Here is a 24,807-nt window from a genome sequence, read left to right on the forward strand (position 1 = left end):
AAGCGCATCCACGCATGGCGTGGATCTACTGCTGCCGGCCAGCGGCCGGCACTACCGCAGATGGCCGGGGTCGGATCCCTTTCCGCGGGAAAGGGCTCTGACCCCAAGCGCATCCACGCATGGCGTGGATCTACTGCTGCCGGCCAGCGGCCGGCACTACCGCAGATGGCCGGGGTCGGATCCCTTTCCGCAGGAAAGGGCTCTGACCCCAAGCGCATCCACGCATGGCGTGGACCTACTGCTGCCGGCCAGCGGCCGGCACTACCGCAGATGGCCGGGGTCGGATCCCTTTCCGCAGGAAAGGGCTCTGACCCCAAGCGCATCCACGCATGGCGTGGATCTACTGCTGCCGGCCAGCGGCCGGCACTACCGGTTCGCGATCATCACCCAAACAAAAAGGCCGCCCCGAAGGGCGGCCTTTTCGCGTGTGGCAACGTCGCGAAGACGTCAGTGCATCATGTGCACGTTCATGTTGTGCATGACCCACAGGGTGCCGATCACGATGATGCCGATCACCACGACGGTGAAGGCAGCAGCGTTGACGTTCCAGCGGCTTTCCGAAGAGCGGTCCAGGTGCAGGAAGAACACCAGGTGGACCAGCATCTGCAGCACCGCGGTGACCGCGATGACCACACCGCTGACAGTGCGCGAGAAGTCGCCGGACATCACCACCCAGAACGGGATGACGGTCAGCACCACCGCCAGCACGAAGCCGATCAGGTAGGACTTGACGCTGCCGTGGCTCTCGCCACCGGCTGCGTGGTCGTGTGCATGGTTGTCATGTGCCATTACAGCGCTCCATTGAGGTAGACGACGGAGAACACGCCGATCCAGATGAGATCCAGGAAGTGCCAGAACAGGCTCAGGCACGCCATGCGGGTCTTGTTGGTCGGGGTCAGGCCGTACTTCTTCAGCTGCACGAACATCACCAGCAGCCACAGCAGGCCAGCGCTGACGTGCAGGCCGTGGGTACCGACCAGGGCGAAGAACGCCGACAGGAAGGCACTGCGGTCCGGACCATAGCCCTGATGGATCAGGTGATGGAATTCATAGACTTCCATGCACATGAAGCCGAAGCCCAGCAGCCAGGTGACGGCCAGCCACAGGAACATCTGGCCGACCTGCTTGCGGTGCATGGCGATCATGCCCAGGCCGAAGGTCAGCGACGAGGTCAGCAGCAGCGCGGTTTCCCACGCCACGAACGGCAGCTCGAACAGGTCCTTCGGACCCGGGCCACCGTCGGTGCCGCCGGCCAGCACCACGTAGGTGGCGAACAGCGAGGCGAAGATGAGGCAGTCGCTCATCAGGTACACCCAGAAACCGAAGACGGTGTTGCCGCCGGTGTCGTGGTGCTCGTGGTCGTCATGGCCATGGGCCGCCGCTTGCGCGGCGTGCCCGTGGCTCAGGGTCGAGGTATTGGTGCTCATGCCTTCAGCTCCGACTTCACCAGGCCCTGGGATTCCAGGTGCTTGCGGTGTTCGTTCTCGATGCGTTCCACCTCGGCGGCCGGGACCCAGTAGTCCACGTCCTGGTCGAAGGTGCGGTAGATGAACGTGGCGATCATGCCGACGAAGCCAATGATGGCCAGCCACCAGATGTGCCAGATCATCGCGAAACCGAAGACCATGCTGAAGGCGCCGATCACCACGCCCGTGCCGGTGTTGCGCGGCATGTGGATGTCGGTGTACTTGGCCGGCTTCGGCCAGGCTTCACCACGCTGCTTGCGCTCCCAGAAATCGTCCAGCTCGGTGACTTCCGGCAGGGCGCCGAAGTTGTAGAAGGCCGGCGGCGAAGAGGTTTCCCACTCCAGCGTACGGGCATCCCACGGGTCGCCGGTCAGGTCGGCGGTCTTCTTGCGGTCGCGGATGGACACGGCCACCTGGATGATCTGGCACAGGATGCCGGCACCCACGATGAAGGCGCCCACGGCGGCAACCAGCAGGAACGGCTCGTAGGCCGGGTTGACGGTGCTCTGCAGGCGACGGGTCATGCCCATGAAGCCCAGCACGTACATCGGCATGAAGGTCACGTAGAAGCCGATGAACCAGCACCAGAACGCGCACTTGCCCCAGAACTCGTTCAGGCGGAAGCCGAACATCTTCGGCCACCAGTAGGTGATGCCGGCGAACATGCCGAACACCACGCCGCCGATGATGACGTTGTGGAAGTGGGCGATCAGGAACAGGCTGTTGTGCAGCACGAAGTCGATGGCCGGGATCGCCAGCATCACGCCGGTCATGCCGCCGATGGTGAAGGTGACCATGAAGCCGATGGTCCACAGCACGGGCGTGGTGAACTGCACGCGACCGCGGAACATGGTGAACAGCCAGTTGAAGATCTTCACGCCGGTGGGGATCGAGATGATCATCGTCGTGATGCCGAAGAAGGCATTGACGTTGGCACCCGAGCCCATGGTGAAGAAGTGGTGCAGCCACACGATGAACGACAGCACGCCGATGCAGGCGGTGGCGTAGACCATGCCCTTGTAGCCGAACAGTGCCTTGCGCGAGAAGGTCGCGATGACTTCGGAGAACACGCCGAAGGCCGGCAGCACCAGGATATAGACTTCCGGGTGGCCCCAGATCCAGATCAGGTTGATGTACAGCATGGCGTTGCCGCCACCATCATTGGTGAAGAAGTGCGTACCCAGGTAACGGTCCAGGGTCAGCAGCACCAGGGTGATGGTCAGCACCGGGAAGGCAGCGACGATCAGCACGTTGGTCACCAGGGCAGTCCAGGTGAACACCGGCATCTGCATCAGCTTCATGCTCGGGGTGCGCATCTTCAGGATGGTAATGAAGAAGTTGATACCACTCAGGGTGGTACCCAGGCCCGCGACCTGTAGGCCCCATATGTAGTAGTCCATACCTACATTGTTGCTGTACTCGATACCCGACAATGGTGGGAAGGCCAGCCAGCCGGTGGCGGCGAATTCACCGATCCACAGCGACAGCATGATCAGCACCGCGCCGGACACGAACAGCCAGAAGCTGAGCGAGTTGACGAACGGGAACGCGACGTCGCGCGCACCGATCTGCAGCGGCACGGCCAGGTTCATCAGGCCGGTGATGAGCGGCATCGCCACGAAGAAGATCATGATCACGCCGTGGGCGGTGAAGATCTGGTCGTAGTGGTGCGGCGGCAGGTAACCCTCGGACCCGCCGACGGCGATGGCCTGCTGGGTACGCATCATGATGGCGTCGGAGAAACCGCGCAGCAGCATGACGAAGGCGACGATGAGGTACATCACGCCGATCTTCTTGTGGTCCACCGAAGTGAACCACTCTTTCCACAGATAGCCCCACAGCTTGAACTTGGTGATCAGGGCCATGACGCCCAGGCCACCCAGCACCGCGCCGACCAGGGTGGTCAACACGATCGGATCGTGGGGGATCGACTCAAGAGAGAGTTTTCCCAGCATGTTCATTCTCCCGAACCCATGTGGCCTTCATGGCCAGCGTGTTCGTGTTCTTCGGTGGCGTCCAGGTTCTTCCCGGATTCCTTGGAGTCATGCGCGTCCATCGGGGCGTGCCCCTCGTGCGCTTCATGGCTGGCCGCATCTGCCGCAGCAGCACCCGCGTGGGAATGCTTCATGCCGTAGTGCTTGTTGTCACCCATGTGCTTGGCGATGACCCAGTTGAACAGGCCTTCTTCCACGGTGCCGTAGTAGGTGACCGGGTACCACTCGGAGTTCTTCGCTTCGCCCAGGGCCTTGAAGGTGGCCTTGTCGAGCGTTTCCGTGCCGGCGCGGACCTGGTCCAGCCACTGGCGGTACTCGGCATCGGTGACCGAATACGCGGTGAAATGCATCTTGGCGAAGCCCAGGCCGCTGTAGTGCGAGGACATGCCCGGGAATTCACCGGTCTCGTTGGCGATCAGGTGGAGCTTGGTCTCCATCGCCGCCATCGAATAGATCATGCTGCCCAGGTGCGGGATGAAGAATGCATTCATCACCGTGTCGGACGTGATCTTGAAGTTCAGCGGGGTGTTGACCGGGAACTTGATCTCGTTGACGACCGCAACCTTCTCTTCCGGATAGATGAACAGCCACTTCCAGTCCAGCGAGATCGCCTCGATGGTGACCGGCTTGACGTCCGATTCCAGCGGCTTGTACGGGTCAAGCGCGTGCGAGGACCGCCAGGTCAGCACCGCCAGGACCAGCACGATCATGCAGGGGATCGACCACACCACCACCTCGATCGCCGTCGAGTGGGACCACTTCGGCTCGTAGCGGGCCTTGGTGTTGGAGGCGCGATACTTCCACGCGAAGGTCAGGGTCATGATGATGACCGGGATGACGACCAGCAGCATGAGCACGGTAGCCGTGATCAGCAGGGTCTTCTCATCCTGGCCGATCTGGCCCTTCGGACTGAGGATGGCCACTGCATCGCAACCGGTGAGCATCACCAGCAACGACAGCAGCAGGCCCGGGCGCAACCAGCGCCCAAGGGTTTTCAACGGAATCATCGGTCGATCCAATTGCGAGGGAATGCCGTTCCCCGTCCTGCCCGCTCCGGCCAAAGCCGGTCCCGCCTGCGGTTGAGACAGGCAGTGAGGTGGGGTCGAGTCAGCCTTTCAATTTTAGGCCGTCACGCAACATTTAAGAAGGGCATTGACAATGATCCAGCGCAGGAAGTGGCCGGATATCGCTGCGACACGTTGTCGCACCGGGTGCGCAGGGGGCGGGGATGCCGGAATCGGCAAAGCCCGATGAACGCATTCAGGAATGCAGCCAGGGTGTGCCGACCTGCCCCGCGAAGTCCTGGTCGTGCGCCTGCACCGCCTTCTCGATTGAATCGAACCAGTGGCAGCGCTGCAGCGGGCACTGCTCGCGCAGCAGTTCGACGAACTGCCGCTCGAACCGGGTGAACGCCGCCGGGTCGTCATCGGTGAAGAAATCGGCACTCTGCACCGCGTAACGGCCGCTGCCCAGGTGGTGCAGCACCGTATAGCGCACGCAGGCGCCGTGCGGCAGGCGCTTCCAGAGGGCGTGGTGCATGTAGAGATCGTCCGGCTGCATGGCTGGCACCCCTTACCGCGCCGCAGCGCCATGGGGCGCGGGGTACTCGAAGCGCAGTTCGCGCTGGCCCTCCCCCACCACCGGCAGCAGCGGATCGACGCCCACGCAGCCGGCGCGCAGCCGCAGCTGATCCGCCGCAGGTACCCGGCCGCAGGTTCCGAAGCTGGTGACCTGCACGCCCGACAGCATCTTCCTGAAGAAGGCCTCTGCCTCCCGGCTCGCCTGCTGGCGGCTGGCTGTCGCCGCCTCCACGCTGTAGCGCAGCTTGATGGCGTACATGCGGTCAACCGCAAAGATCATCACCGAGCTGTACGCCTTGCCCTTGCTGCTGTAGCTGAAGTCCAGCGCGTTCGCGTCCACCTGCGCCGGTCCACCAACGCCCAAGCTGGCCACCGGTACCACCATCGGCTGCAGCGCGGACATGTCCCGTTCGCTGGCCATCAATTCCTTGCGCGCGTCCAGCAGCGACTCGCGCTCGCCCTCGGCCATCGTCTGTTGCTCGGCCGGCTCCTGCAGGCCGACGGGATAGAAATACAGGTCGATCCAGCCGCTGGTGTCGCCCGGCCTCGCGAAGCGGATGGAAGCGCCACCGAGCACATCTTCGTACCGGCGCTCATCCACTGCGTGCCACTGGCCCACCTGCATCGGATAGACCACGCTGGTGCCGCGCAGAAAATCGCCCAGAAACACCGTGAGGTCCGACGGCGCTGCATCGTCCGCGTCCAGTCTCAGGGTTTCCCTGGGAGCATCGCCGCTGCACTTTTCCTCAAGGACCGCCGCCACATGCATGCGCAGGGTGCCGGCCTTCTGCAACGCGGCCAGGTGATCCACGCCCGGGATCTTCAACGAGGGATCAGCCTTCAGAAACACCGCGTAGGCCTTGAGTGCACTTTCCACGCCGGCCACCTGCCGGTCCACCTCGTCGCCGTCACTGCCCTGCGTGATCTGGTAGGCCAGGTTTCCGAACATCTGCTGTGCAAGCACCTCCGGCGCTATGGAGGTTTCCTCATCCACAGTCTCGGGCAGCCCAAGGACAGGGCAGATAATCACCTGATAATCCGGCGTTTCCATCGTCCAGTTGAGCAGCCACCGCCGCATGTCCTGCGCACCGGGCTGCAGCGGAGAGGCTTCCAGCTGCCGCGCTTCCCGTACGAAACGGGTGGTCTCGGCCTCCTGCGCGGCCCATGCCAGCGCAGGAAGCGCTACCGGAACCACGAGGGCTGCGGCAAGGATGGTTCGGCGCAACACATTCCCTGATGCCATGGCACACGATCCCTGAGGCCCCGCGACGGGGCGCGCTGGCGCAGCGTATCAGGCAGCCCCGGGCCAGGACAGCGGGTTTATACGATCCCGCTTGCCCCGCCAGGATGTCAGGACGTCAGGACGGCCTGATTTCCCGGCACACCAGTTCCGCCAGCTCGCGACAGGCGAAGAACAGCCCTTCCACCACGCCCTCATCGAGGTGGCGGCGCGGCGTGGCCATGGTCTTGCAGCGGTTGGCCGCGTGCAGCATCTCCGCCGCCGTGAGGATGGCCACGGCCGCACGGTCGATCCGCGCCAGGGATTGTCTGCGGCCGTCGGACAGATTCTCTTCTGGCCAGAGCATGCCATCGGAGCCTTCGCCATCCCGGATGCGGGTGAGGCAGCCCTGGAAGGTGCTGATATCGGAGGTGGGGTCTTCATCGTCGTTGACGGCATCAACAACATGGAGCGGCGGGTTCTTGCGCGTGGTCATGGCATCGGCTTCCGTGGCTGTATTTGACAACGCCACCGCGCGGAGGCGGGTGGCGGACGGTGCGGGTTGCAAACCGGGCATAGCTAGCCGGTGGGTCCGGAGACCCCCACGCACCGCCCGCCATAAAGGCCGACGGATTGCCAGCCGGCACCGCTTCAGGACGGTGCCGGCTGGCAAGCGTTTACAGCTATGCTCGGGTTTGCACACCCGGCCACCCTTTTCCGGTGGCGCGCCATGTTGTCTACGCCTGCACGTTCGATTCAATGAGAAAAATCCGAAAGGTTCGGAGGGAATCGAGAGTGCGGTGGGAAGTGTTGCATGCGGGGTGAGTGGCGTAGGCGACGAGGAACGTCGCGAGCGCACTGATGTAGAGGCTTATGCGACATCTGGAGCCGCGAATGGACCGGAAATCAGCGGGGCACGTGACGCTTTTCGCTTCCCAATTGTTGTACTGCGAATTTTCGCACCGTTGATGGACAACGCGTGGCTTGGGCCGTTATGACGCAATCGGCCTATTTAGCGTGCAGGAACCGACAGCCAGGGCGAAGGATGGGCCGGCGGCACTCCGGCCTAAGGCAGGATCACGGCGTTCTGAATGACACCAAGTCGCTCGGCGTCCAAGGGATGCACCTTCCCTTCAGACAGATAGAACCTGCCCCGTACAAGAACGCGTGCAACGCGCGCTCTCTGCAGAAGATCAGGAGCCATCGCTTCCCCATAAACAACCACGGACGAGACAGACTCACCATCGTCCATGGCCTCCTTGGTCGGGAATAAGAGGGTGGCATCACTGGCCACGCGAACCCAGGCCCGGAACTCCACATCCCGGCCCTCAAACTGCTCGGGATGTGCCATCAGATAAACATAGGAGACAACGCAGAAATTTTCAGAACTTGAGTTTCCACGATACTTACAGATGTCAAAGCGCGGCGGGGCTTCACAGCCGGACAATGACAATAAAACCAGACTCGCAAGAACCAAACCAACCATCTTCATCGTGGCACTCAAGTGAAACATTCTTCCATTGAACTGCGGCAGCCTAGGCTTCCGCCTCCGTAACCTCACACATTCAACGTACGCAACTCCTCCCAAGGGCCATCCACGGTCCTGGCTCGCCACACACCTTCGCTGCCCGGCCCGATCACGATGATAGCCGCGGCCAGGTCGCCGTCGTAGCCGGTGGCGATCAACCCATCCTGCAGAACGAGCGACTGTGCGGCAACGTCGTTCTGCATGCCGCATAGATCGAGCCGCAGGTGGCCGTCGGCATCGCAGTTGTTGAAATCAACAAAGAGTCTCGCGGAAGACGCGCCGATGCACCACAGCATGGGAACAATCAGCTCCTCGCCTTCGTCCAGCCTTCCCTCTTCCACCGCGTCCATCGCAATCAGGGCGATTGCCTCACCGTCATGGCCCAGCCCTTGGCGCGACATCAGGGCAAGCAAGCCGGGCAGCTCGGACCGTGCGAGCCGATCCCGGGCGAACAGCCAGCGAACGACGCGCATATGCAATGCGGGATGGGTCGCTGACAGGAAGTGACCTCGCACGACCCACAGGGCGGCGCGGATCAACGCATCGGAATCCGCACGCAACAGATACGTCGCAACGTCCGCATCAATCGGCGCCGGAATCCCGATGTCTCCCGACCAATACGCGTCCATCTGCACTGGATCGGTCCCGCTGCCAACGGCCAACAGACCTGACTCAAGCAGGTGTGCAAGAAAGGCGTAATCCTCAGCTCCCACTATTGCCCCCCCCCCCGGCTGGGTCGACTCTCACCTGGGCGAGCTGCGCCCGCTCTATGCAGGCTAAACACTCTTCAAGGCATCCCAGAAAGGAATACGCCACTCGCTTCGATATCTTCTGGTCAAAGAGCAGGTAAATGCAACCGGGCTACTCCTGCCGATCACGGGGTTCTGCTGTAAGAACGATGCGCTTGGTGAGGGCGGATGACATCGGGCGGACTGTCCGTAAGTGACGGTAAGGCCAACTTAGGACAGGATGCGAAGCGATGTTTGGATGCGGATCGTCCGCGACCAACGTGCCCGCGTTAGCCTTCATATCGATGCCCTTCCCTTCCTTTTTACTATTTCAGACAATTCAGTCAGCCCGCACCTTCCAGCTGCGACTGCAGATGTCGGAAGGCTGCGACACATTCCGGAACGCCATCTGACAGGTCATCGAAGAAGAATTCCCTGTAGAAAATATCTGGCCAGATAAAAACGCTGCCACCGCGAATTTCAGCCCTCCAACAGTCCGGGAATTTTCCATCAGTCACTGAAAATATATTAACCGGCGCAAAAATCAGATTCCCATGATCGCTGACCAGCTGACAGGTAAGTACACCTTCCCGATACACAGATGAGGCTTCATGCAGGCTAAGCCCATAAACCGTGTATTCCCTCCCGCGAGTAACGGACAATCTAGGCTTTAGCTTACCCTCTGCACCGAGACCAGCGAGAACGCTCTCCCATTCATCGATAACTTTAACTCGCATTGAACTACTTCCCCCTCTTCAATGATCTTTGTTTTTGGCTCAACAACCTGTCCGCTCGCCTGATTCCGATATGCGTGAGTGGAAAACTGCTGCCCATCTGGCGCCTTATGAGAAGAGCTTGACACCTTGGTCCAATCTGACGCCTGGCCTCCGTGCACAGCGCTAAGACGCGCCGAATCCCGCAGCAACACTTCACTAGGGCCGCCAGCAATGATGTCCCCTTGCCCTGAAATCAGCTCGCCAAGCTGCTGCTCGCTGGCAAGTTGCTTATTCAATCTGACCCCATCCGCTATGTTTTCGGCACCTTTTATCAGCTTTCCAGCCCCATCCCTACCACGGGGACAAGCCCTACTACTGCGGCAGCTATGTTGACAGCAGATGGATCCTGAACAGCTTCTACGCCTCCCTTTATGTCGCCAGCAATGGGGGTAAAGTCTGCGACCATGGACGCAGCTTCACGGAACGCCTGTCTAGTTTCAGGCTTCGTCCAGTCGGTCTCGTAAACCGAGCGCGGCAGACTCTGCCGTCCATCAGGATCAAGGAACTTGTACGGATTCCCGTTCGCGTACCGATACCGATTGAACTGCCCAACCGGCTGCTCATACGCCGTCACCGGGTCGACCGACAGAAAAACACCCAACTGCGGATCCATGTACCGCTGCTGCATGTAGCTCAGCCCGGTAGCCGAGTCGCTCACATGCCCTGTGTACCCGGGTCCATCCGTGACCTGACCACCGACCACAGCCCCGTAGGGCTCATAGTCATCGCCCACGGCTCGAAATGCTCGTTGAGCAGTGTTTCCAGCGTGCAACTAGTGGGCTTCGACCTCGCGAGCGCGGGCAGCCCAGACTGAACGTACTCAGCAACTGCTTGACGGGCTTAGTCCCGGGCCTGGTCGAGCGTCAAGTGCTCGACCGACCCCAAGGTACGACGCTTACCGTGCGCCCAGGTGACAATCCAAGCTTTGTGGCCCGAGGGTTGCACTCGCAGAATCAGGCCGCGAACCTGAGCGTCCCTGAGCTCGTAGGGGCGATCTCGGGGTTCTGCTGTGAGAACAATGCGCTTGGTAAGGGCGGATGACATCGGGCGGGAGGTCCGTAAGTGGCGATAAGGCCAACTTAGGACAGGATGCGAGGCTGTGTTTGGATAAGGATTGTCCGCAGCGTCGCCCTCCTGGCCAAAGGCTGCCCTCCGCGGGACTTAGAGTCGGGAGGATATGGGACATGTGCCTGGGAACAACTGCCCCCCCCAATTCACCATTAGCTCATCAAGGCGATGCCAAGTGACCGCTGCGCCATGCACAGACCCGCGCAAAGCGGCCCATGAATTTCCGCGAAAGCCTTGCCGGTCAACGTCTTTTTTCTCTCGTTGCATACAGACATGTCTATCGTTGCCATCCATTGTGACTTCAAAGCGTCAACCAAAGCCTGCCTAGTCCAACGTAATGGTTCCAGCACCATCAAACACCGGGACGAGACTTCGCAACAGACCGTTCCGCAGTCGATTGCAACCCGCGAACATAAGTTTCAAGCCCTGCTCGCCGAGACCTTTGAATTATCTCATCGAGCTGCCTATCGTAGTCTTCAGAAGAAGAACAATTGATGAGCGCTACCGGTACAGCGTGAAAAACGCCTGCGATCCTCCTAGCAACATCCCCTGATTCCGCAGCTCTTATTTCAACAAGCGCCAAGCTAAGCATGTGATGGACTACATCCCTTTTTCGTCTCGCTTCGAACTCATCATTCACGTCACAGACCTCTGTATGGACCCAAGGGATCGTCATCAACATTTATGGGACTATCATCAAGCTCTCGAACTGGAATCTTGGTCGAATCCGACCAACCTCTAGCCTTCGCTTCGTTGATCCTAGTATTGCCGTCGAGCACCCTATTCCCTCGAACCGTAACTTCATCGCCATTCTTCGGGTTATTGATCGCGTCTCCCAACTCTTTGTCAGAGAGTTTTCCGATAGCAGGATCATTCTGAGAGTGATTTGGATCATGAATTGGCTCCAGATCACCGAGTTGTCTTACGCCACCACCTTCCCCACCACTCGAATTGTTCGACTCACTTTTCTGAAATAGGCCTTTTATTCCACGTATGAGAGCTTCGCCCGCTTTTTCACGCTGCTGAGGGGTAGTCGTCGCGTAGTAGCCTGTGGCGATGATTATCGGCACCAACACGATAGGCGCGACGAGAGTTGCACTGTGGCCATCCGGGTCCTTGAATTTGTACGGATTGCCGTTCGCATACCGATACCGATTGAACTGCCCCACCGGCTGCTCATACGCCGTCACCGGATCCACAGACAGGAACACCCCCAGCTGCGGATCCATGTAACGCTGCTGCATGTAGCTCAGGCCAGTGGCCGAGTCACTTACATGCCCGGTATACCCCGGCCCGTCCGTGACCTGACCACCCACCACGGCCCCATATGGCTCGTAGTCATAGCGCTTGATCACATTGCCATTGGCATCGCTCTCGGCGACAACAGAGCCCAGCGCGTCCGTGTGGATGTAGGTGACCGTCGTCTGTGCGACTACCGCTGGCGACAGGCCAAGGCCAATGAGCAGCACGCAGCACAGCCAGGTGCAAAATGCCCCCGACTTGCGAAATCGATCTTCAAATCCTCTGAAGCGGGTCGACACACCGCCTGCAGTTCCCCCGAACCTGCGCATCCTTCCAATCCCTGAAAGAGCCTTGAAGCAAGGCTGGGTATTCATAGCACGAAAATGGCCGGGTGCGGCTCCATGTCAGAACACGGCAGGAATGCAAGCACTTGGGAATCGGGTAAAGCGAGGAAAGCGCGAGGCTCGGAAATCCTGGGCTGCCAGCCGAGGGCTGGCACTACCAGAGCAAAAGAGAAGCCCCGACCAAGTCCGGGGCTTCTCATCAAGAAGTAGCGAATCGGTCCTTTGACCCGCGCGCTGGCTGGAGCTCTGAGCCGTGCGCGCGCATCATCGACGTTCTTGGATCACACCTTCGACCATCCGCTCTTCATTCGCCATAGCCATAGCCGTCCTGAAGCACGGCAGTAGCGCGAACGCCCTTAGCAACCCGGATCGAACCGGGCGATTGGGTTTGAGCAGCCAGCTGACCAAGCACATTTAAAGCACGTTACCTGGCTGCGCCCACTAAACTTCCTGCACACAAAATACAGGCGATCACTCAAGACCATTATCCGGAATCACAGCGTTCGATGGCACGGAACACCCAACGTCGTTGCAGGCGCGAACGGTACTTGGCACCACTTTCGGAGCTCCACGAACGGTAACCGAGCACAGTAGTCGAGTGGTGACACAGCCGGCACCCCCGCTGAACTCGTAACGTGTAGCCCCTGCAACTGCCGTCCAGCCGCCTTGGTAGGTGGTGTTCCCACCGGAATAGAAGTACATGGCATTGATCAACTGTGGCGCCGCAGGCACTGGCGGCGGCAGATCCACCACCACGGAAGCCGTCGCGCTAAAGCCGCTGCAACCGGCCTCGTTGCACGCAGCGACTCGATAGCCATAGGTCCCATCGACCTTGCCGCCGAAAGAGCGCTGCAGCAATCCACTATTCTGGATGACAGCAAAGCCCCCGCTGTTGATCCGCTCTTGCAATTGATAGGAGGTTGCCCGTCCCGATGTTGACCAGGTCACGGCATAGCTTCCCGTGCCACTTGATTCAGGCGCACTGATTGAAGGAACTGCCGACGGAGCGACTACTACCTGGACAGAAGCAACCGCCGAGTAGGGACCACACCCCACCGAAGCGCAACCGCGTACCCGATACTCGTACGTTCCTTGAGCACGGCCAGAAACTGCTTGAGCCGTCGATGAGCCATTGGCAATGGTCGCCCAACTCCCACCACTAGAGCGCTCGTCAAGTTGGTAGGAAGTAGAATTGGCAACGGCTGACCAACTGATTGAGTAGGACGAACCCAGCGACTTTGACGGTGCGGCCAAGGCGGGGGCAGAAGTCGGAAGATGCACAGACTGCACAGGGATGCGGCTACTGTAACTACCACATCCGCTATTGTTGCAGGCACGCACTCCATACCTGTAAACGCCAGGGGGCATTGCACTGAAGGACCGAGTGCGTTCGGCCGAATCCTGGATCTGCACCCATGCGCCGTCTCCCCTCTGTTCATCCAGACGGTAGGTAGTTGCGCCCGCGACCGCACTCCAACTGACAACGTAATTGCCGCCACTGGCGGTTGAAGGCGCGGTCAATACAGGCGCTTGCGCTGGCGGCAACTCCACAACGACAGTGGCTACGGCACTCCAGCCGCCGCAGAGGGAAGAACGACACGCGCGGGCCCGCAACTGGTAGCTGCCCGCAGCCTTGCCCGTAGCAGTCCAGGTCTTTGCTGCACCACGGTAGGCCGCAGCCCATTCACCCTGCCCCGCACGCTGCTGCAGTTCGTAAGCAGAGACGCCGGCGACTGAGGACCAACTGACCTGGAAAGTTCCGTTACTGCTGAAGGACGGCGCGGAAACGACCGGGACCCCGGGCGCTACAGAGGTTGTCGACTTCGCAAGGAGACTTCCGTTGAGGTGAATGTACTCCGTGCCCTCGCCTGTCCGCTGGCTTTCCTGGCGGCGGAGTACGCCTGCACTGTCGTACATGGAAATGACATCGCCACCAGCCGCTTTACTCAGGACTCGGCGACCATTTGCGTCATATGCATATTCTTCAGACCCCACGACTTCGCGCAGTCTATTACCAAAATCGAATCGAAAGATCTGTCCATTACGCGACGCCAGATTACCCTGAGCGTCGTAGCTCAACCCCATAATGGTTGAACCCGTCGCGGACTGCACATTGGTGAGCCGGTTGCTTGCGTCATACCAGTAACCATGGTCCTTAACGCCAGCAAGCCGCGCCGACCGCATGTTATCAAGCGCGTCGTAGCTGTAACGCATCACACCATCGCCACCAAAGGCCATGGACGCCGCCTGTGTCAGCCTATCCAGATCGTCGTACTGCATGGAACGTTTGCGCACGGAACTCAGGGCATCCCCGATCACGGTGACATTGCCATTCGCATCGTAGCTGTAGCTGTTGTCCATGGCTCCCCCCGAGTCCGTGGACCTCGCAGGAAGCTGACGCGCATTCTGCGTCATGGAATGAACGATGCCATTTCCATAGGTGAATTGCCGCATGCCACCACCAGGATAGTAAGACACGCCAAGAGCGAAGCCACCCGCACGCGTAGGCTGCCCCAGACCGTTGGGTGCCATTGCGACCGATAGCCCGCTCGGATACTGAACGCTTGCAGCGGCGCCCCTCGTGTCATATCCATAGCCCATCGCCCAGTCGAACACGCCTGTCACGGCGACATTTTCGCCTATCAGCAGGCGTCGCCTGTTGTATACGTAGGTATTGACGACTGGCCCAAGGCTGATACCGTTCTGGGTGGAGACCTGCTGAGGCAAGCCATCGGCAGTGTATGTCCAGTCCTGATTGCCATTACCGTCGGGGAAGGCGAGGCTCTTTAAGCGATTTCGAGCATCATAGGTCCGATCCACCCTCCGGCCGGATGCATACGCGGCTGCGCTGTCACAGTTCGTAGCATTCAGCAGACTTGTTCCCGCTGCGGACCACAATACGTTGTCGGCAGCATCGTAGCCCACAACTGTCGCCCCCGTCTCCGGCTCGACTGTCTTACAAAGACGCTGGTTCGCGTCATACACATAGCGTCGCGTCAAGGAAACCGCACCATCAGCGCTACGCTGAGTGACGCTGGTCGGCTTTCCGAAGACGTCGCGTGCAATGTCCAGCACGACGCCCTCCGGCTTGGCAATCGCAATGGGCGCCTCAAACTGGGGCTTGTCATACGATTGGAAACTGGTGGTCGTCTGCTTTCCACGCGCGTCAGTAAATCTGGTTCGGGAGCCGGGCAGGTACTCCGTCAATGCAACAATTGCACCCAGCTCACTGTCTTGGACAGCCGCCGTTCTACGCCCAAGCGCGTCATACTCGCTCCAGTTTCCTGTGACTAGATCATGCCTGCTACCTGGATATGAGGCGAACAGCTGCTTTCCTTCATGATCATAAGCAAAGCGCTGGAATCGCTGCGTCCCTTGTATGTCTGATACGTCATATTCACGTGTAATCAACGGACGCCAAAGCGCGTCGTAGTAGGTCTCCGCGCGCCCGCCTCCGATGGTCGTTATTTGCCGCCAGTGGCCGGCGCCCACACCGTATTCAACCTGACCGATCTGGACAAACGTTCGACCAATCGGCGCCCAGGCGACCGAGTCGCCCACCGGATAGCTCACACTGGACACTCTGCCCAGTGCATCGTAGCCATAGCTTGTGGTGAAGCCGTTCTCGTCGGTTGAGCTTAAGATCCAGCCGTTATCATCAATGCTGACGCGCGACGAGGTCGAATCCGGGTATTGCACCAAGGCAGGAATGCCACGCTTCCATCCAGACAGAGTTGTCGTCTTTCCGTTTGGATCCGAGAGCGCCCCTATCGTGCCGTCGGGCTGGTATGTCCTCGTCTGCGTGCGCCTCCCAAATGCATAGGTCTCCGCTGGCATCGCTTTGGCGTCGAACGCGGCCTCGGCAACGACCCTGCCACTGCCAAGGTCCGTCAGCTTTGCAAGCTGCCCCAAAACCCAGAGATCAGTATTGTCATGATAGTCAAGGCGCTCGCGCACGGATCCACTGGGACCGGTCCGCACACGCTCCGTGGGCCGTGCAAACCGGTCGAATGCTTTGACCTGCCAAAGATAGTCAGTCCCGTCCTGTTGCAGCAACGTCTGCGTAAGCGGTCGGATACGAGCAGTTGCAGGATCGCTCAAACCGCCGAGGATGCTGCCGAACACACCAATAAACGGCTGGCCGGCAACAGCGTTCTCGGCGAGGTACTCATTTGTCCGACTCTGCACGACCTGCCCTTGGGCGTCCAACAGCTGTTCCCCAAGCTCCTGGCCGTCATTGAACATATAGAGATTGCCAAAGGTAAGCCGTTGGGTTGTCCCGTCCGGGCGCCCAACATGCACTACCTTCGTCCGCGTACACGTAGTGCATGGATACACGGGGGACTCCGTCTCAGTGCCCCAGAACGTCGAAGGTGTGCCACCGAAGTCATAGCTCCAGCGCATCGTATCGAGCCCTGGGCCCGCAATCGACTTATCCGTAATGCTCAACACGTCGAAGTAGTTTGGCACTTCGAGAACATATTCAGGATTCTCCCGGTCTACGCCCTTCCTGTTGCATTCCGTCTGGTGCACACCCTGGCGCCAATGCCTTCGATTGGAGAATGAGAATGTACCGACGGCTCCAGCAGGATGGGTGGCGACGATCACGTACGATGCCGACAGCGGCAGCTGAGCGCTTCTGCACCACGGTGCCAGTGGAAGCGAATCGATGTTCGCAGGTGCGGCGGGCAGCAATGTATCCGAGTAGCTGTAGGACCATGTACTACTGTCAGGCCTGACAACACGGATCAACTGTTTTTCGACCTGCCCATCGTTGTATTGAAACGTCCACGAACGTCCGTTGACGCTGGCGCCAGCCATGCGTTGCTGGTCGTAGGTAAAAGTAATTTCCCGGCCATCGTTCGCCCATATACGAGTAGGGTGACCATTGGCGTTGTAAGTGAACTGAACACTGTTGCCGAACCGATCTTCAATTCGGGTAGCCAGCATGTAGTAGCGAGTACGTTCAAGCATCATCGAGATCGGAGGCGATCCGTCCGTCCTCGGAACTCCCTTTTGCAGCGGTGCCTCCCGACGGGTGGTGAGCTGGTTGAAGTAGTACTTCTCACCGGAGCTCGTGGTGAGTCGAAAACCATCTCTACTACCACCGTTCATGCTGATGCAGTCAATCGCATCCCGCTCCTTTGTCGTCAATCGCGTACTCACACCGCCTGTAGGCAATGGGGTCCCGGAGACGATGGAAAGCATTGCGGTGTCGCCGCGCCCAGGCAGATGGACGTTCAACCCGCTCCAGAATTCGCGGACACTGAACACTCCTCCACCAGGAACGCTACCGACAGTGCATATCTGAGCAGGAAGCCCGGATGAGCTTGCATATGTGGCCGTCACATAAGGAACATCAATGTCCCAGTTGCCCAAGCCAAGCAAGCGGGCATCGTGATCCCTGATGGTTCCCTGAGGCTGCAGCTGTACGTTAAGCCGCCTCGATAGCTGGACCGGTAGCTCACTATTTCCCGGAAGATCAATCTCCACGACACGAAACTGAGTACTGCCGTCGTAGAGACTTACCCCTTCACCAAACAGGCCGGTATCGAGTGCAGATAGCGACTCCGCTGCCTTGACCCGCTTCTGGTACTCCAGATAGGGATGAATTCCGTCTGCCACCGTCTGCGCGGAAAGAGCACCGGGAAACGGCAGCCCCATGCCTGCAGCCAGAACAACGAGACAACGCACTGCAGAAGCATGCAATCCTTTGATCACAACGCCTTCCTTGATTATGAATCCATCAACCCCGAGATCCCGCGTTACGCCGGACCAGCCCCATGCGAGCGCAGCACTGCTCAGCGCCTCGCAATCGCGACGTTAGCACAGCCTTCGCCTCAAAAGTTCGTCTTGAAAGAATGAGCTTTGAGCTTTCATAGGACGGCTTGAACCAGGCGCTCTGGAGGCTCCCCGTCAGGGATGCCCTGAACAATTTACCCTGAGCGCTGGATTTTCAGGACTGGGGAGACGGTATCCATCAGATGCGAAGCACTGCTGGTCACCATCGCTCTCGAGATGCCCGGCAGCCACGCCCAATCGCAGTCACTCCTATCTTTGCTTGGAGAGAGCATCGACGGGCCATGCACAGGCGCGACGCGCCCTGCTTTCAGCAACCAGGCTCATTACATTCCCGACTTTATCTAAACGGCTCTTCGGCAGTGCGATAAATCACGAGATCCATAGGCCAGAGCTTGTCGGTCGACTCCGCCTACTTGAGGATCCGTCCATCCGGATCCGATAGCCATGATCAGACCTCGAACGTGAGAGCGGCTGAAATTCCCTAAGATGCCTCAGAGCAAGGCTGGTATTCATAGCAAAGGTATTGCCGGCTGCGGTTTTTGGTTCAGAAACAGTGGGGAGACCAAGCGACTGGAAGGTCGGAGGAGCCAGCAGGCTGGAGGGTTCGGAAATCGGGGGACTGCCAGCCATGGGCTGGCACTACTGGGGTCGGCACTCCGCCGGGCATGGCGCAGCGCTACCAGAGCACAAAAAAAGCCCCGACCAAGGCCGGGGCTTTTCTACAGCTGGTGCCGGAAACAGGAGTCGAACCTGCGACCTACGCCACAACGACTCACCTATCGAACGGCGCTACCAGGCATTCAGCGGTCAGGCTCAACACCTCTCATCGTCAGCGGGCGAGCGGGAGAAGAAGACTGGATCGCCTTCTTGAGCAAAAATTTCCGCAACTATCAGCGGATCACTCTTGGATAGGTCATACGGGCAGAACACTTCCGCACAATATCCATCCCGATGCTCCAAGAACACTTTAACCGCATCCAGACCAGAACCATCATTCTGCGGCAACCATACATTGGAAGCTATGCCGTATGCGATCGCACAACCCTTCCGCTCCTGCAGCGCCAACTGAAGCAGCCTCATCCGATCTGCGGCGCCTCCACCATCCATCTTGACACCCGTATGCACCATATCTCCAGTAGAAGCAAGGTAAACTCCAAATGGATGAAACTCTCCATGCTCTGCAAGCATCTTTCTGGCGAACTTCAGCATGTCTTCGAGTATTATCTCGACTTGCTCTTTGGGCGTCATCTTTTAGGTCCTAAGTCATCTCGTCGAACAACTGTTGACTGCCGTTCCACCGTAGAGCTTACCTTAGTATTTGTGCCCGTGACGACAACATGCTCTCGCCCAGTCGCCTGAGCATGTTCCCGCTGCGCTCTGAGTTGCGACGAATCAGATAGTCGTTTTGTATCCTTAATTTCGCCAACCTGTCGAGAATTCTCGAAATCAGGAATTGTCACCCCGTGCGAGGTCAGCGCCTTATCCGTATTCTTGACTTCACCAATCGCTCCAAGAACTCTTACTTCCGACGCTACCCCTCGTGCCATCGCGCCAGCGCCATCACCCACGATGGGGACTAGGCCAACGGCTGCGGCAGCTATGTTGATAGCAGAAGGATCTTGAACCGCAGTAATCGCCCCCTTGACGTCCCCGACGATAGGGGTGAAGTCCGCGACCATCGAGGCTGCTTCGCGGAACGCTTGTCTAGTTTCAGGCTTCGTCCAGTCCGTTTCGTAGACCGAACGCGGCAGACTCTGCCGCCCATCCGGATCTGTGAATTTGTACGGATTACCGTTCGCATACCGATACCGATTGAACTGCCCCACAGGCTGCTCATACGCCGTTACCGGGTCCACCGACAGGAACACACCCAACTTCGGGTCAATGTGCCGCTGCCTTAGTTAACCAGCGGGGCGGAAATTACCCATAACGATGCCGCCATCCATAGATTCAGGCCGCCAGCGCGTCGACGACTGGCAACGCGAAGAATTTAAGATAGGGGGCTGACTCAATACTGAAATCAGCCGACTCCAACCTCCAATCGTTTGGGCAACCCAAGAAAATCGCACCTCAGCGACCGTACAGTTCATCGCGCAGCAGACGATCAAGGCCATCCATATCTGCATCAGCGAGAAAGCGCTTAATCATGTGCTTTTCCTGCGCAATAATATTGATCACGAAGTAGACTCTATCCTGCAAGGGTTTGCTGAAATTCGCCTCCACACAGATTGCGTAGAAGTATCGACCACCATCTTCCATGACTTGCTGCAACTCACCGTCGTACCATTCCACAATCAAGTCGATCTTCATTTGCAAACCTCACTGAACTTTTGAGCCACTTTCTCCGTTACTGGCTTGGGGAGTTCCACAGCATGGTGGTTCGGATTGTTCCCGGTTTGAGGTGTATTGAACGCGCTCTTTGCCTCCGTCTGATCGGCAACCCGGTCTTTGATTCTGTCTGCCGCACTCACCCTCTCCTGCGCTTTGACCTAAACCCCATGCGGGAACCCGCATTCGGATCCTACCTAGCATAGGAAATTCGAGTAACCACTCCATCGGAAGAAATAAAGTAATGGATTTCTTTTCCATGTTGCGTCCCGCCCCCCCTAACCCCCTCATCACCCACCGCCCTTTTTGGCAAAAAAATCAACTCCGAACCTTCACCATCAGGTCGAATCACAACAGAATATCCCTCCAGCGCTGCCCCTAATTTTTGAAATTCACGGAGCGCGCTAGCCAACGCCACCAATTCAGTGCCGCCAAGCGCAATTTCTGCATTATTGGGCATATCACTCTCTCGCGCCGAAACGGCACCAACGATTAGTGCAACCCAAAGCACCACTCCAAGTGCAATGTACCCATGCCACAGAATTCTCATCACAACTCCTCCGTTGTACGCGCAACCGGATCGTACTCTTTAACTACGCCACCAGGCGTCCCCAGATATCCTCGATAATCATCAGAACCTGCTGGAGCCGCAAGCGCCTTCGCAGCAGCATCCCCCCTTATCCCACTCCTATCAGTCTCCGAAAAATTATCACTATCGAAATGATCTCTTGCAGGATCACCTGTAGCAACAATCGTTCCGTCCGGATTTTTGATTGAGTACTCCGCATGGGTATGCCAATCACCCACCACCTCAGCACCCTCCGGCACTGGACTCGCATGAGGGTTGGCACCATCTTCCGAACCTCGAACCGCAGGACTCGAGTAGTATTTTTCGCCTACTTTATAAATCCTCGCAGCATATTCTCGATTCTCAGACTTTGAATTAGGGTTCGTTGAAACAATGGCATCCTTAGCGGCCTCTCTTCTCGTCAAGAATGGATCACCGACCGCCCGTCCATCTGGATCAGTAAACCTGTAAGGGTTGTTCGCCGCGTACCAGTAGCGATTAAACGCCCCCACAGGCTGCTCATACGCCGTTACCGGGTCCACCGACAGGAACACACCCAACTGCGGGTCCATGTAGCGCTGCTGCATGTAGCTCAGGCCGGTAGCCGAGTCACTTACGTGCCCGGTATACCCCGGCCCGTCCGTGACCTGACCACCGACCACAGCCCCGTAGGGCTCATAGTCATAGCGTCTGATCACATTGCCGTTGGCATCGCTTTCAGCCACAACAGAGCCCAGCGCGTCCGTGTGGATGTAGGTGACTGTCGTCTGCGCCATTGCGGCTGGCGACACGCAAAGACCAATGAGCAGCACGCAGCAAAGCCAGGTGCAAAATGCCCCCAACTTGCGAATTTGATCTTCAAATCTTCTGAAGCGGGTCGACACACCGCCTGCAGTTCCCCCGAACCTGCGCATCCTTCCAATCCCTGAAAGAGCCTTGAAGCAAGGCTGGGTATTCATAGCACGGAAATGGCCGGCTGAGGTTGCCAGGTCAGGAACAGGGCGCGGCGCTAAGCGCCTGGGACGCCGGCGGGCTGGTGGGCAGCGAGATTCGGAAATTGGGGGCTGCCAGCCATGGGCTGGCACTACTGGGGCCGGCATCCCGCCGGCCATGGCCCGGCGCTACCAGCACAAAAAAAGCCCCGACCTGGGCCGGGGCTTTTCTACAACTGGTGCCGGAAACAGGAGTCGAACCTGCGACCTACACTCTACTCAGGTTCACTTCAAACACCTCTCCATCCTCAATGTAGAGCTGCACGTTGTTGTCCGTGACCAAACGGATGTCCAACACCCACACTTGCGGGGCACCGTGTCTAACGTTTACCGACTGCTTCCATGGCTCCCATTCCGCATTTTCCACGAGCAGCTCTCGAGATCAATCCAGGCCACTGATGCGCTTGATAAAAACTGCTACATCAGAACAGTGATCATCCAATGTGACACCAAACTCCTTTACCGAGAGTCGCGCCAGTTCCTCCCCGCCACAGTTACCCGCAATCGCGCTGATTAATTCTGCTCCACCGCCCACCAGAACTGTCTCAGGATCAAACCACAGCAGAATTGATCGATCAGCTGGTACCAAGTAGTACTCCGGAAAGAAACCTAAACAGCCAAGAAGATCAACATATCGACCCCACCCATCGATATCGGCATACGGAAACACATCCTCGCCCGAGCTTACTGTTACCGCAGGAACAAACCACAGCGGCATCGCGCCTCGCGCTTCGAGCTGGTTTATCAAGGCATCAAAGATGCTTTTTGGCACCCCTCCAAGCCCATGAAGATCACGATTGAAGAACAGCCCTCGCCATGTCTCGTCCTTGAAAGGGAAAGCTGGGAACTGCTGATCACTCAGCATTTTCTCCACCTCATTGCGATCAACGCAATTCGATTCCTGATTCATTGACTCTTCTCATAGCGCGTGGTTTGAATAACTTTACTTTCTGCATCACGAATCTTAATGGTGGGCGCACCTTTGTGATCACTCTTTGTACTCGTGTGCCTGTCAGCCACACCACCACCATCGAGATCCTTGACCTCGGTTACATTGCCATGTCGATCTTCATAGCGTTTTGTTTCACCTACACCTTTGATGCTATCCCATGCCGCGTCGGCAGCCTCCTGACCACCAGGATGAACATCGCCGTTACCGCCGCCACTGGTCCCCCCTGCTCCTGAGGCCCCTCCCCCCGTCGCGATACCGGCTTCAGCGCATGCTGCAGCATTTGCAGGATTCATTCCGCATGCAGCAATGCTCTACCGCCCATCCGGATCCGTGAACTTGTACGGATTGCTGTTCGCGTACCGGTACCGATTGAACTGCCCTATCGGATTGCTATACGCCGCCACAGGATCCACGGACAGGAACACCCCCAACTGCGGGTCCATGTAGCGCTGCTGCATGTAGTTCAGCCCGGTAGCCGAGTCACTTACGTGCCCGGTATACCCCGGCCCGTCCGTGGCCTGTCCACCCACCACGGCGCCGTAAGGCTCGTAGTCATAGCGCTTGATCACGTTGCCATTGGCGTCGCTCTCGGCCACAACCGAAGCCAAGGCGTCCGGGTGGATGTATGTAACCGTCGTCCGGGCGATAGCGGATGTCGACACGCCAAGGCCAATGAGCAGCACGCAGCACAGCCAGGAGCCTAATGCTCCCGACTTCCGAATTCGAACTTCAAATCCCCTGAAGCGGGACGACAAACCGCCTGCAGTTCCCCTAGCCTGCGCATCCTTCCAATCCCTGAAAGAGCCTTGAAGCAAGGCTTGATATTCATAGCACAGGAATGCATGGCTGCGGTTGCCAGGTCAGGAACAGGGCGCGGCGCTAAGCGCCTGGGAAGCCGGCGGGCTGGTGGGCTGCGAGATTCGGAAATTGGGGGCTGCCAGCCATGGGCTGGCACTACCAGAGAACCAGCATTCCGCCGGGCATGGCCCGGCGCTACCAGAGCAAAAAAAAGCCCCGACCAAGGCCGGGGCTTTTCTACAACTGGTGCCGGAAACAGGAGTCGAACCTGCGACCTACGCATTACGAATGCGCCGCTCTACCAACTGAGCTATTCCGGCTGAGCAGGCGATTTTACGGGTAGCCCACCCCGCCGGTCAATCCGACCCTACCCGGTTGCCACAGGCCCGCCCGGCGGCGAAATCAGCCAGGTTGCCCAGGGTGATGGCCGAGATCTCCTGCAGCGCCTCCACGGTGAAGAAGCCCTGGTGGCCGGTCACCAGCACGTTGGGGAAGGTCATCAGGCGCTGGAAGGCCTCGTCGTCGATGATCTCGCCGGACAGGTCCTGGAAGAACAGCGCGCTTTCCTGCTCGTAGACGTCGATGGCCAGATGGCCCAGCCGGCGCGACTTCAGCGCGCGGATCACCGCGTGGGTATCCACCAGGCCGCCACGCGAGGTGTTGACCAGCATCGCGCCGGGCTTCATGCGCGCCAGCGAGGCGTCGTTGATGAGGTGCTGGGTGTCGGGTGTCAGCGGGCAGTGCAGCGAAACGATATCCGCGCGCGCCAGCAGTTCGTCCAGCGCGACCATGTCCCCCAGCCCGGCGAAATCCGCTGATGGGTACGGGTCATGGCCGAGCACCGTACAGCCCATGCCACGAAAGATGCGCGCGGTGGCCAAGCCGATCTTGCCGGTACCGACGATGCCCACCGTGCGCCCGTGCAGGGTGCGGCCCAGCAGGCCATCCAGCATGAAGTTGCCTTCGCGCACGCGGTTGTAGGCGCGGTGGGTCTGCCGGTTGAGGGTCATCACCAGCGCCAGCGCGTGTTCGGCCACGGCCTCGGGCGAATAGGCCGGCACGCGGGCGACGAACAGGCCCAGGCGCGCGGCCTCGGCCAGGTCGACATTGTTGAAGCCCGCGCAGCGCAGCAGCACGGCGCGCACGCCCTGTGCATGCAGCGCCTGCAGCACGGGGGCATCAAGGCGGTCGTTGACGAATACGCAGACGGCGGCGCAGTCCTGCGCCAGTGCGGCGGTGTGCACGTCCAGCGCGGCATCGAAGTGGACGAACCGGAAGCCCTGCCCGGCGCCATCGCGCGCGTTGGCTTCTTCCAGGAAGCGGCGGTCGTAGGGACGGGCGCTGAAGACGGCGATCTGCATGGGCGGGCCTGCACGGGAATCCTGCGCAGACCATAGCGCACCGGCGGCAATGCTGCCGCCG

23 protein-coding genes and 1 tRNA gene are annotated in these 24,807 nt (G+C 59.1%); 1 reads left to right on the plus strand and 23 read right to left on the minus strand.

Features of this window, described 5'->3' with window-relative positions; translation table 11 throughout:
• Nucleotides 1–447: 447 nt before the first annotated feature.
• From cyoD to C1926_RS21870, 11 genes are all read right to left on the minus strand, one after another.
• Nucleotides 448–789, minus strand: coding sequence for a cytochrome o ubiquinol oxidase subunit IV (gene cyoD / locus C1926_RS17855; RefSeq protein WP_079221116.1), 342 nt, complete (start codon nt 787–789; stop codon nt 448–450).
• Nucleotides 789–1,427, minus strand: a complete 639-nt coding sequence (gene cyoC, locus C1926_RS17860) for a cytochrome o ubiquinol oxidase subunit III (RefSeq protein WP_108760122.1) — start codon at nt 1,425–1,427, stop codon at nt 789–791. The genes cyoD and cyoC overlap by 1 nt, the downstream gene beginning before the upstream one ends.
• Nucleotides 1,424–3,421, minus strand: coding sequence for a cytochrome o ubiquinol oxidase subunit I (gene cyoB, locus C1926_RS17865; protein ID WP_108760758.1), 1,998 nt, complete (start codon nt 3,419–3,421; stop codon nt 1,424–1,426). The genes cyoC and cyoB overlap by 4 nt, the downstream gene beginning before the upstream one ends.
• A gap of 2 nt (nt 3,422–3,423) precedes the next feature.
• Nucleotides 3,424–4,467, minus strand: coding sequence for a ubiquinol oxidase subunit II (gene cyoA / locus C1926_RS17870; protein ID WP_108760123.1), 1,044 nt, complete (start codon nt 4,465–4,467; stop codon nt 3,424–3,426).
• Nucleotides 4,468–4,720: 253 nt separating this feature from the next.
• A complete protein-coding gene (locus C1926_RS17875; protein ID WP_159095139.1) occupies nt 4,721–4,999 on the minus strand; it encodes a hypothetical protein in 279 nt (92 codons plus the stop codon).
• A gap of 33 nt (nt 5,000–5,032) precedes the next feature.
• A complete protein-coding gene (locus C1926_RS17880; protein ID WP_159095140.1) occupies nt 5,033–6,283 on the minus strand; it encodes a hypothetical protein in 1,251 nt (416 codons plus the stop codon).
• A 115-nt stretch (nt 6,284–6,398) separates the two neighbouring features.
• On the minus strand, nt 6,399–6,755 hold the full coding sequence (locus C1926_RS17885; protein WP_079221112.1) for a hypothetical protein: 357 nt from the start codon (nt 6,753–6,755) through the stop codon (nt 6,399–6,401).
• Between the two features lie 570 nt (nt 6,756–7,325).
• Entirely contained in the window at nt 7,326–7,751 is a 426-nt protein-coding gene (locus tag C1926_RS17890; protein ID WP_159095141.1) for a hypothetical protein, read from the minus strand.
• Nucleotides 7,752–7,816: 65 nt separating this feature from the next.
• Nucleotides 7,817–8,416, minus strand: a complete 600-nt coding sequence (locus tag C1926_RS17895) for a hypothetical protein (protein ID WP_159095142.1) — start codon at nt 8,414–8,416, stop codon at nt 7,817–7,819.
• A gap of 443 nt (nt 8,417–8,859) precedes the next feature.
• Entirely contained in the window at nt 8,860–9,252 is a 393-nt protein-coding gene (locus tag C1926_RS21595; RefSeq protein ID WP_159095143.1) for a hypothetical protein, read from the minus strand.
• Between the two features lie 310 nt (nt 9,253–9,562).
• Nucleotides 9,563–10,024 carry an RHS repeat-associated core domain-containing protein gene (locus C1926_RS21870; protein ID WP_254057319.1) on the minus strand — a complete coding sequence of 154 codons (462 nt, stop codon included), beginning with the start codon at nt 10,022–10,024 and terminating at the stop codon, nt 9,563–9,565.
• A 608-nt stretch (nt 10,025–10,632) separates the two neighbouring features.
• Between C1926_RS21870 and C1926_RS21600 the strand changes: the two genes are divergently transcribed.
• Nucleotides 10,633–10,854, plus strand: a complete 222-nt coding sequence (locus tag C1926_RS21600) for a hypothetical protein (protein WP_159095144.1) — start codon at nt 10,633–10,635, stop codon at nt 10,852–10,854.
• A gap of 146 nt (nt 10,855–11,000) precedes the next feature.
• Here the strand turns inward: C1926_RS21600 and C1926_RS21875 are convergent, their stop codons facing one another.
• The 12 genes from C1926_RS21875 to C1926_RS17955 form a co-directional block, all read right to left on the minus strand.
• Nucleotides 11,001–11,900: an RHS repeat-associated core domain-containing protein gene (locus tag C1926_RS21875; protein ID WP_254057321.1), complete on the minus strand. Its 900-nt coding sequence runs from the start codon at nt 11,898–11,900 to the stop codon at nt 11,001–11,003.
• A gap of 516 nt (nt 11,901–12,416) precedes the next feature.
• Nucleotides 12,417–17,666 (minus strand): RHS repeat domain-containing protein, encoded by a 5,250-nt coding sequence (locus tag C1926_RS17920; RefSeq protein ID WP_159095145.1) that lies wholly within the window; start codon nt 17,664–17,666, stop codon nt 12,417–12,419.
• Between the two features lie 894 nt (nt 17,667–18,560).
• Nucleotides 18,561–18,995, minus strand: coding sequence for a hypothetical protein (locus C1926_RS21605; RefSeq protein ID WP_159095146.1), 435 nt, complete (start codon nt 18,993–18,995; stop codon nt 18,561–18,563).
• Nucleotides 18,992–19,633, minus strand: a complete 642-nt coding sequence (locus tag C1926_RS21880) for a putative toxin (protein WP_301554047.1) — start codon at nt 19,631–19,633, stop codon at nt 18,992–18,994. Before C1926_RS21880 ends, C1926_RS21605 begins: the two co-directional genes overlap by 4 nt.
• A gap of 184 nt (nt 19,634–19,817) precedes the next feature.
• On the minus strand, nt 19,818–20,057 hold the full coding sequence (locus tag C1926_RS17930; RefSeq protein WP_108760131.1) for a hypothetical protein: 240 nt from the start codon (nt 20,055–20,057) through the stop codon (nt 19,818–19,820).
• A gap of 211 nt (nt 20,058–20,268) precedes the next feature.
• The gene (locus C1926_RS21615) at nt 20,269–20,625 is read right to left on the minus strand and encodes a hypothetical protein (protein WP_159095147.1); all 357 of its coding nucleotides are present in this window, start codon (nt 20,623–20,625) and stop codon (nt 20,269–20,271) included.
• Entirely contained in the window at nt 20,625–21,557 is a 933-nt protein-coding gene (locus tag C1926_RS17935) for an RHS repeat-associated core domain-containing protein (protein ID WP_108760132.1), read from the minus strand. The genes C1926_RS21615 and C1926_RS17935 overlap by 1 nt, the downstream gene beginning before the upstream one ends.
• A gap of 460 nt (nt 21,558–22,017) precedes the next feature.
• Nucleotides 22,018–22,545: a hypothetical protein gene (locus C1926_RS21620; RefSeq protein WP_159095148.1), complete on the minus strand. Its 528-nt coding sequence runs from the start codon at nt 22,543–22,545 to the stop codon at nt 22,018–22,020.
• Nucleotides 22,542–22,880 carry a hypothetical protein gene (locus tag C1926_RS21625; RefSeq protein ID WP_159095149.1) on the minus strand — a complete coding sequence of 113 codons (339 nt, stop codon included), beginning with the start codon at nt 22,878–22,880 and terminating at the stop codon, nt 22,542–22,544. Before C1926_RS21625 ends, C1926_RS21620 begins: the two co-directional genes overlap by 4 nt.
• A gap of 18 nt (nt 22,881–22,898) precedes the next feature.
• Nucleotides 22,899–23,270 carry an RHS repeat-associated core domain-containing protein gene (locus tag C1926_RS17945; protein WP_254057322.1) on the minus strand — a complete coding sequence of 124 codons (372 nt, stop codon included), beginning with the start codon at nt 23,268–23,270 and terminating at the stop codon, nt 22,899–22,901.
• A 359-nt stretch (nt 23,271–23,629) separates the two neighbouring features.
• Nucleotides 23,630–23,705 (minus strand) — tRNA-Thr (locus C1926_RS17950).
• A gap of 36 nt (nt 23,706–23,741) precedes the next feature.
• The gene (locus C1926_RS17955; protein ID WP_108760134.1) at nt 23,742–24,746 is read right to left on the minus strand and encodes a 2-hydroxyacid dehydrogenase; all 1,005 of its coding nucleotides are present in this window, start codon (nt 24,744–24,746) and stop codon (nt 23,742–23,744) included.
• Nucleotides 24,747–24,807: the final 61 nt, after the last annotated feature.

The organism is Stenotrophomonas sp. ZAC14A_NAIMI4_1, from assembly GCF_003086915.1.
In the GTDB taxonomy this organism is placed as follows: domain Bacteria; phylum Pseudomonadota; class Gammaproteobacteria; order Xanthomonadales; family Xanthomonadaceae; genus Stenotrophomonas.

What these genes read in the sequence shown, in the direction of transcription:
- cyoD (WP_079221116.1), bottom strand. Translation starts at nt 789, where the DNA reads ATGGCACATGACAACCATGCACACGACCACGCAGCCGGTGGCGAGAGC.
- cyoC (WP_108760122.1), bottom strand. Translation starts at nt 1,427, where the DNA reads ATGAGCACCAATACCTCGACCCTGAGCCACGGGCACGCCGCGCAAGCG.
- cyoB (WP_108760758.1), bottom strand. Translation starts at nt 3,421, where the DNA reads ATGCTGGGAAAACTCTCTCTTGAGTCGATCCCCCACGATCCGATCGTG.
- cyoA (WP_108760123.1), bottom strand. Translation starts at nt 4,467, where the DNA reads ATGATTCCGTTGAAAACCCTTGGGCGCTGGTTGCGCCCGGGCCTGCTG.
- C1926_RS17875 (WP_159095139.1), bottom strand. Translation starts at nt 4,999, where the DNA reads ATGCACCACGCCCTCTGGAAGCGCCTGCCGCACGGCGCCTGCGTGCGC.
- C1926_RS17880 (WP_159095140.1), bottom strand. Translation starts at nt 6,283, where the DNA reads ATGGCATCAGGGAATGTGTTGCGCCGAACCATCCTTGCCGCAGCCCTC.
- C1926_RS17885 (WP_079221112.1), bottom strand. Translation starts at nt 6,755, where the DNA reads ATGACCACGCGCAAGAACCCGCCGCTCCATGTTGTTGATGCCGTCAAC.
- C1926_RS17890 (WP_159095141.1), bottom strand. Translation starts at nt 7,751, where the DNA reads ATGAAGATGGTTGGTTTGGTTCTTGCGAGTCTGGTTTTATTGTCATTG.
- C1926_RS17895 (WP_159095142.1), bottom strand. Translation starts at nt 8,416, where the DNA reads ATGGACGCGTATTGGTCGGGAGACATCGGGATTCCGGCGCCGATTGAT.
- C1926_RS21595 (WP_159095143.1), bottom strand. Translation starts at nt 9,252, where the DNA reads ATGCGAGTTAAAGTTATCGATGAATGGGAGAGCGTTCTCGCTGGTCTC.
- C1926_RS21600 (WP_159095144.1), top strand. Translation starts at nt 10,633, where the DNA reads ATGTCTATCGTTGCCATCCATTGTGACTTCAAAGCGTCAACCAAAGCC.
- C1926_RS21605 (WP_159095146.1), bottom strand. Translation starts at nt 18,995, where the DNA reads ATGACGCCCAAAGAGCAAGTCGAGATAATACTCGAAGACATGCTGAAG.
- C1926_RS17930 (WP_108760131.1), bottom strand. Translation starts at nt 20,057, where the DNA reads ATGAAGATCGACTTGATTGTGGAATGGTACGACGGTGAGTTGCAGCAA.
- C1926_RS21615 (WP_159095147.1), bottom strand. Translation starts at nt 20,625, where the DNA reads ATGAGAATTCTGTGGCATGGGTACATTGCACTTGGAGTGGTGCTTTGG.
- C1926_RS17935 (WP_108760132.1), bottom strand. Translation starts at nt 21,557, where the DNA reads ATGCGCAGGTTCGGGGGAACTGCAGGCGGTGTGTCGACCCGCTTCAGA.
- C1926_RS21620 (WP_159095148.1), bottom strand. Translation starts at nt 22,545, where the DNA reads ATGAATCAGGAATCGAATTGCGTTGATCGCAATGAGGTGGAGAAAATG.
- C1926_RS21625 (WP_159095149.1), bottom strand. Translation starts at nt 22,880, where the DNA reads ATGAATCCTGCAAATGCTGCAGCATGCGCTGAAGCCGGTATCGCGACG.
- C1926_RS17955 (WP_108760134.1), bottom strand. Translation starts at nt 24,746, where the DNA reads ATGCAGATCGCCGTCTTCAGCGCCCGTCCCTACGACCGCCGCTTCCTG.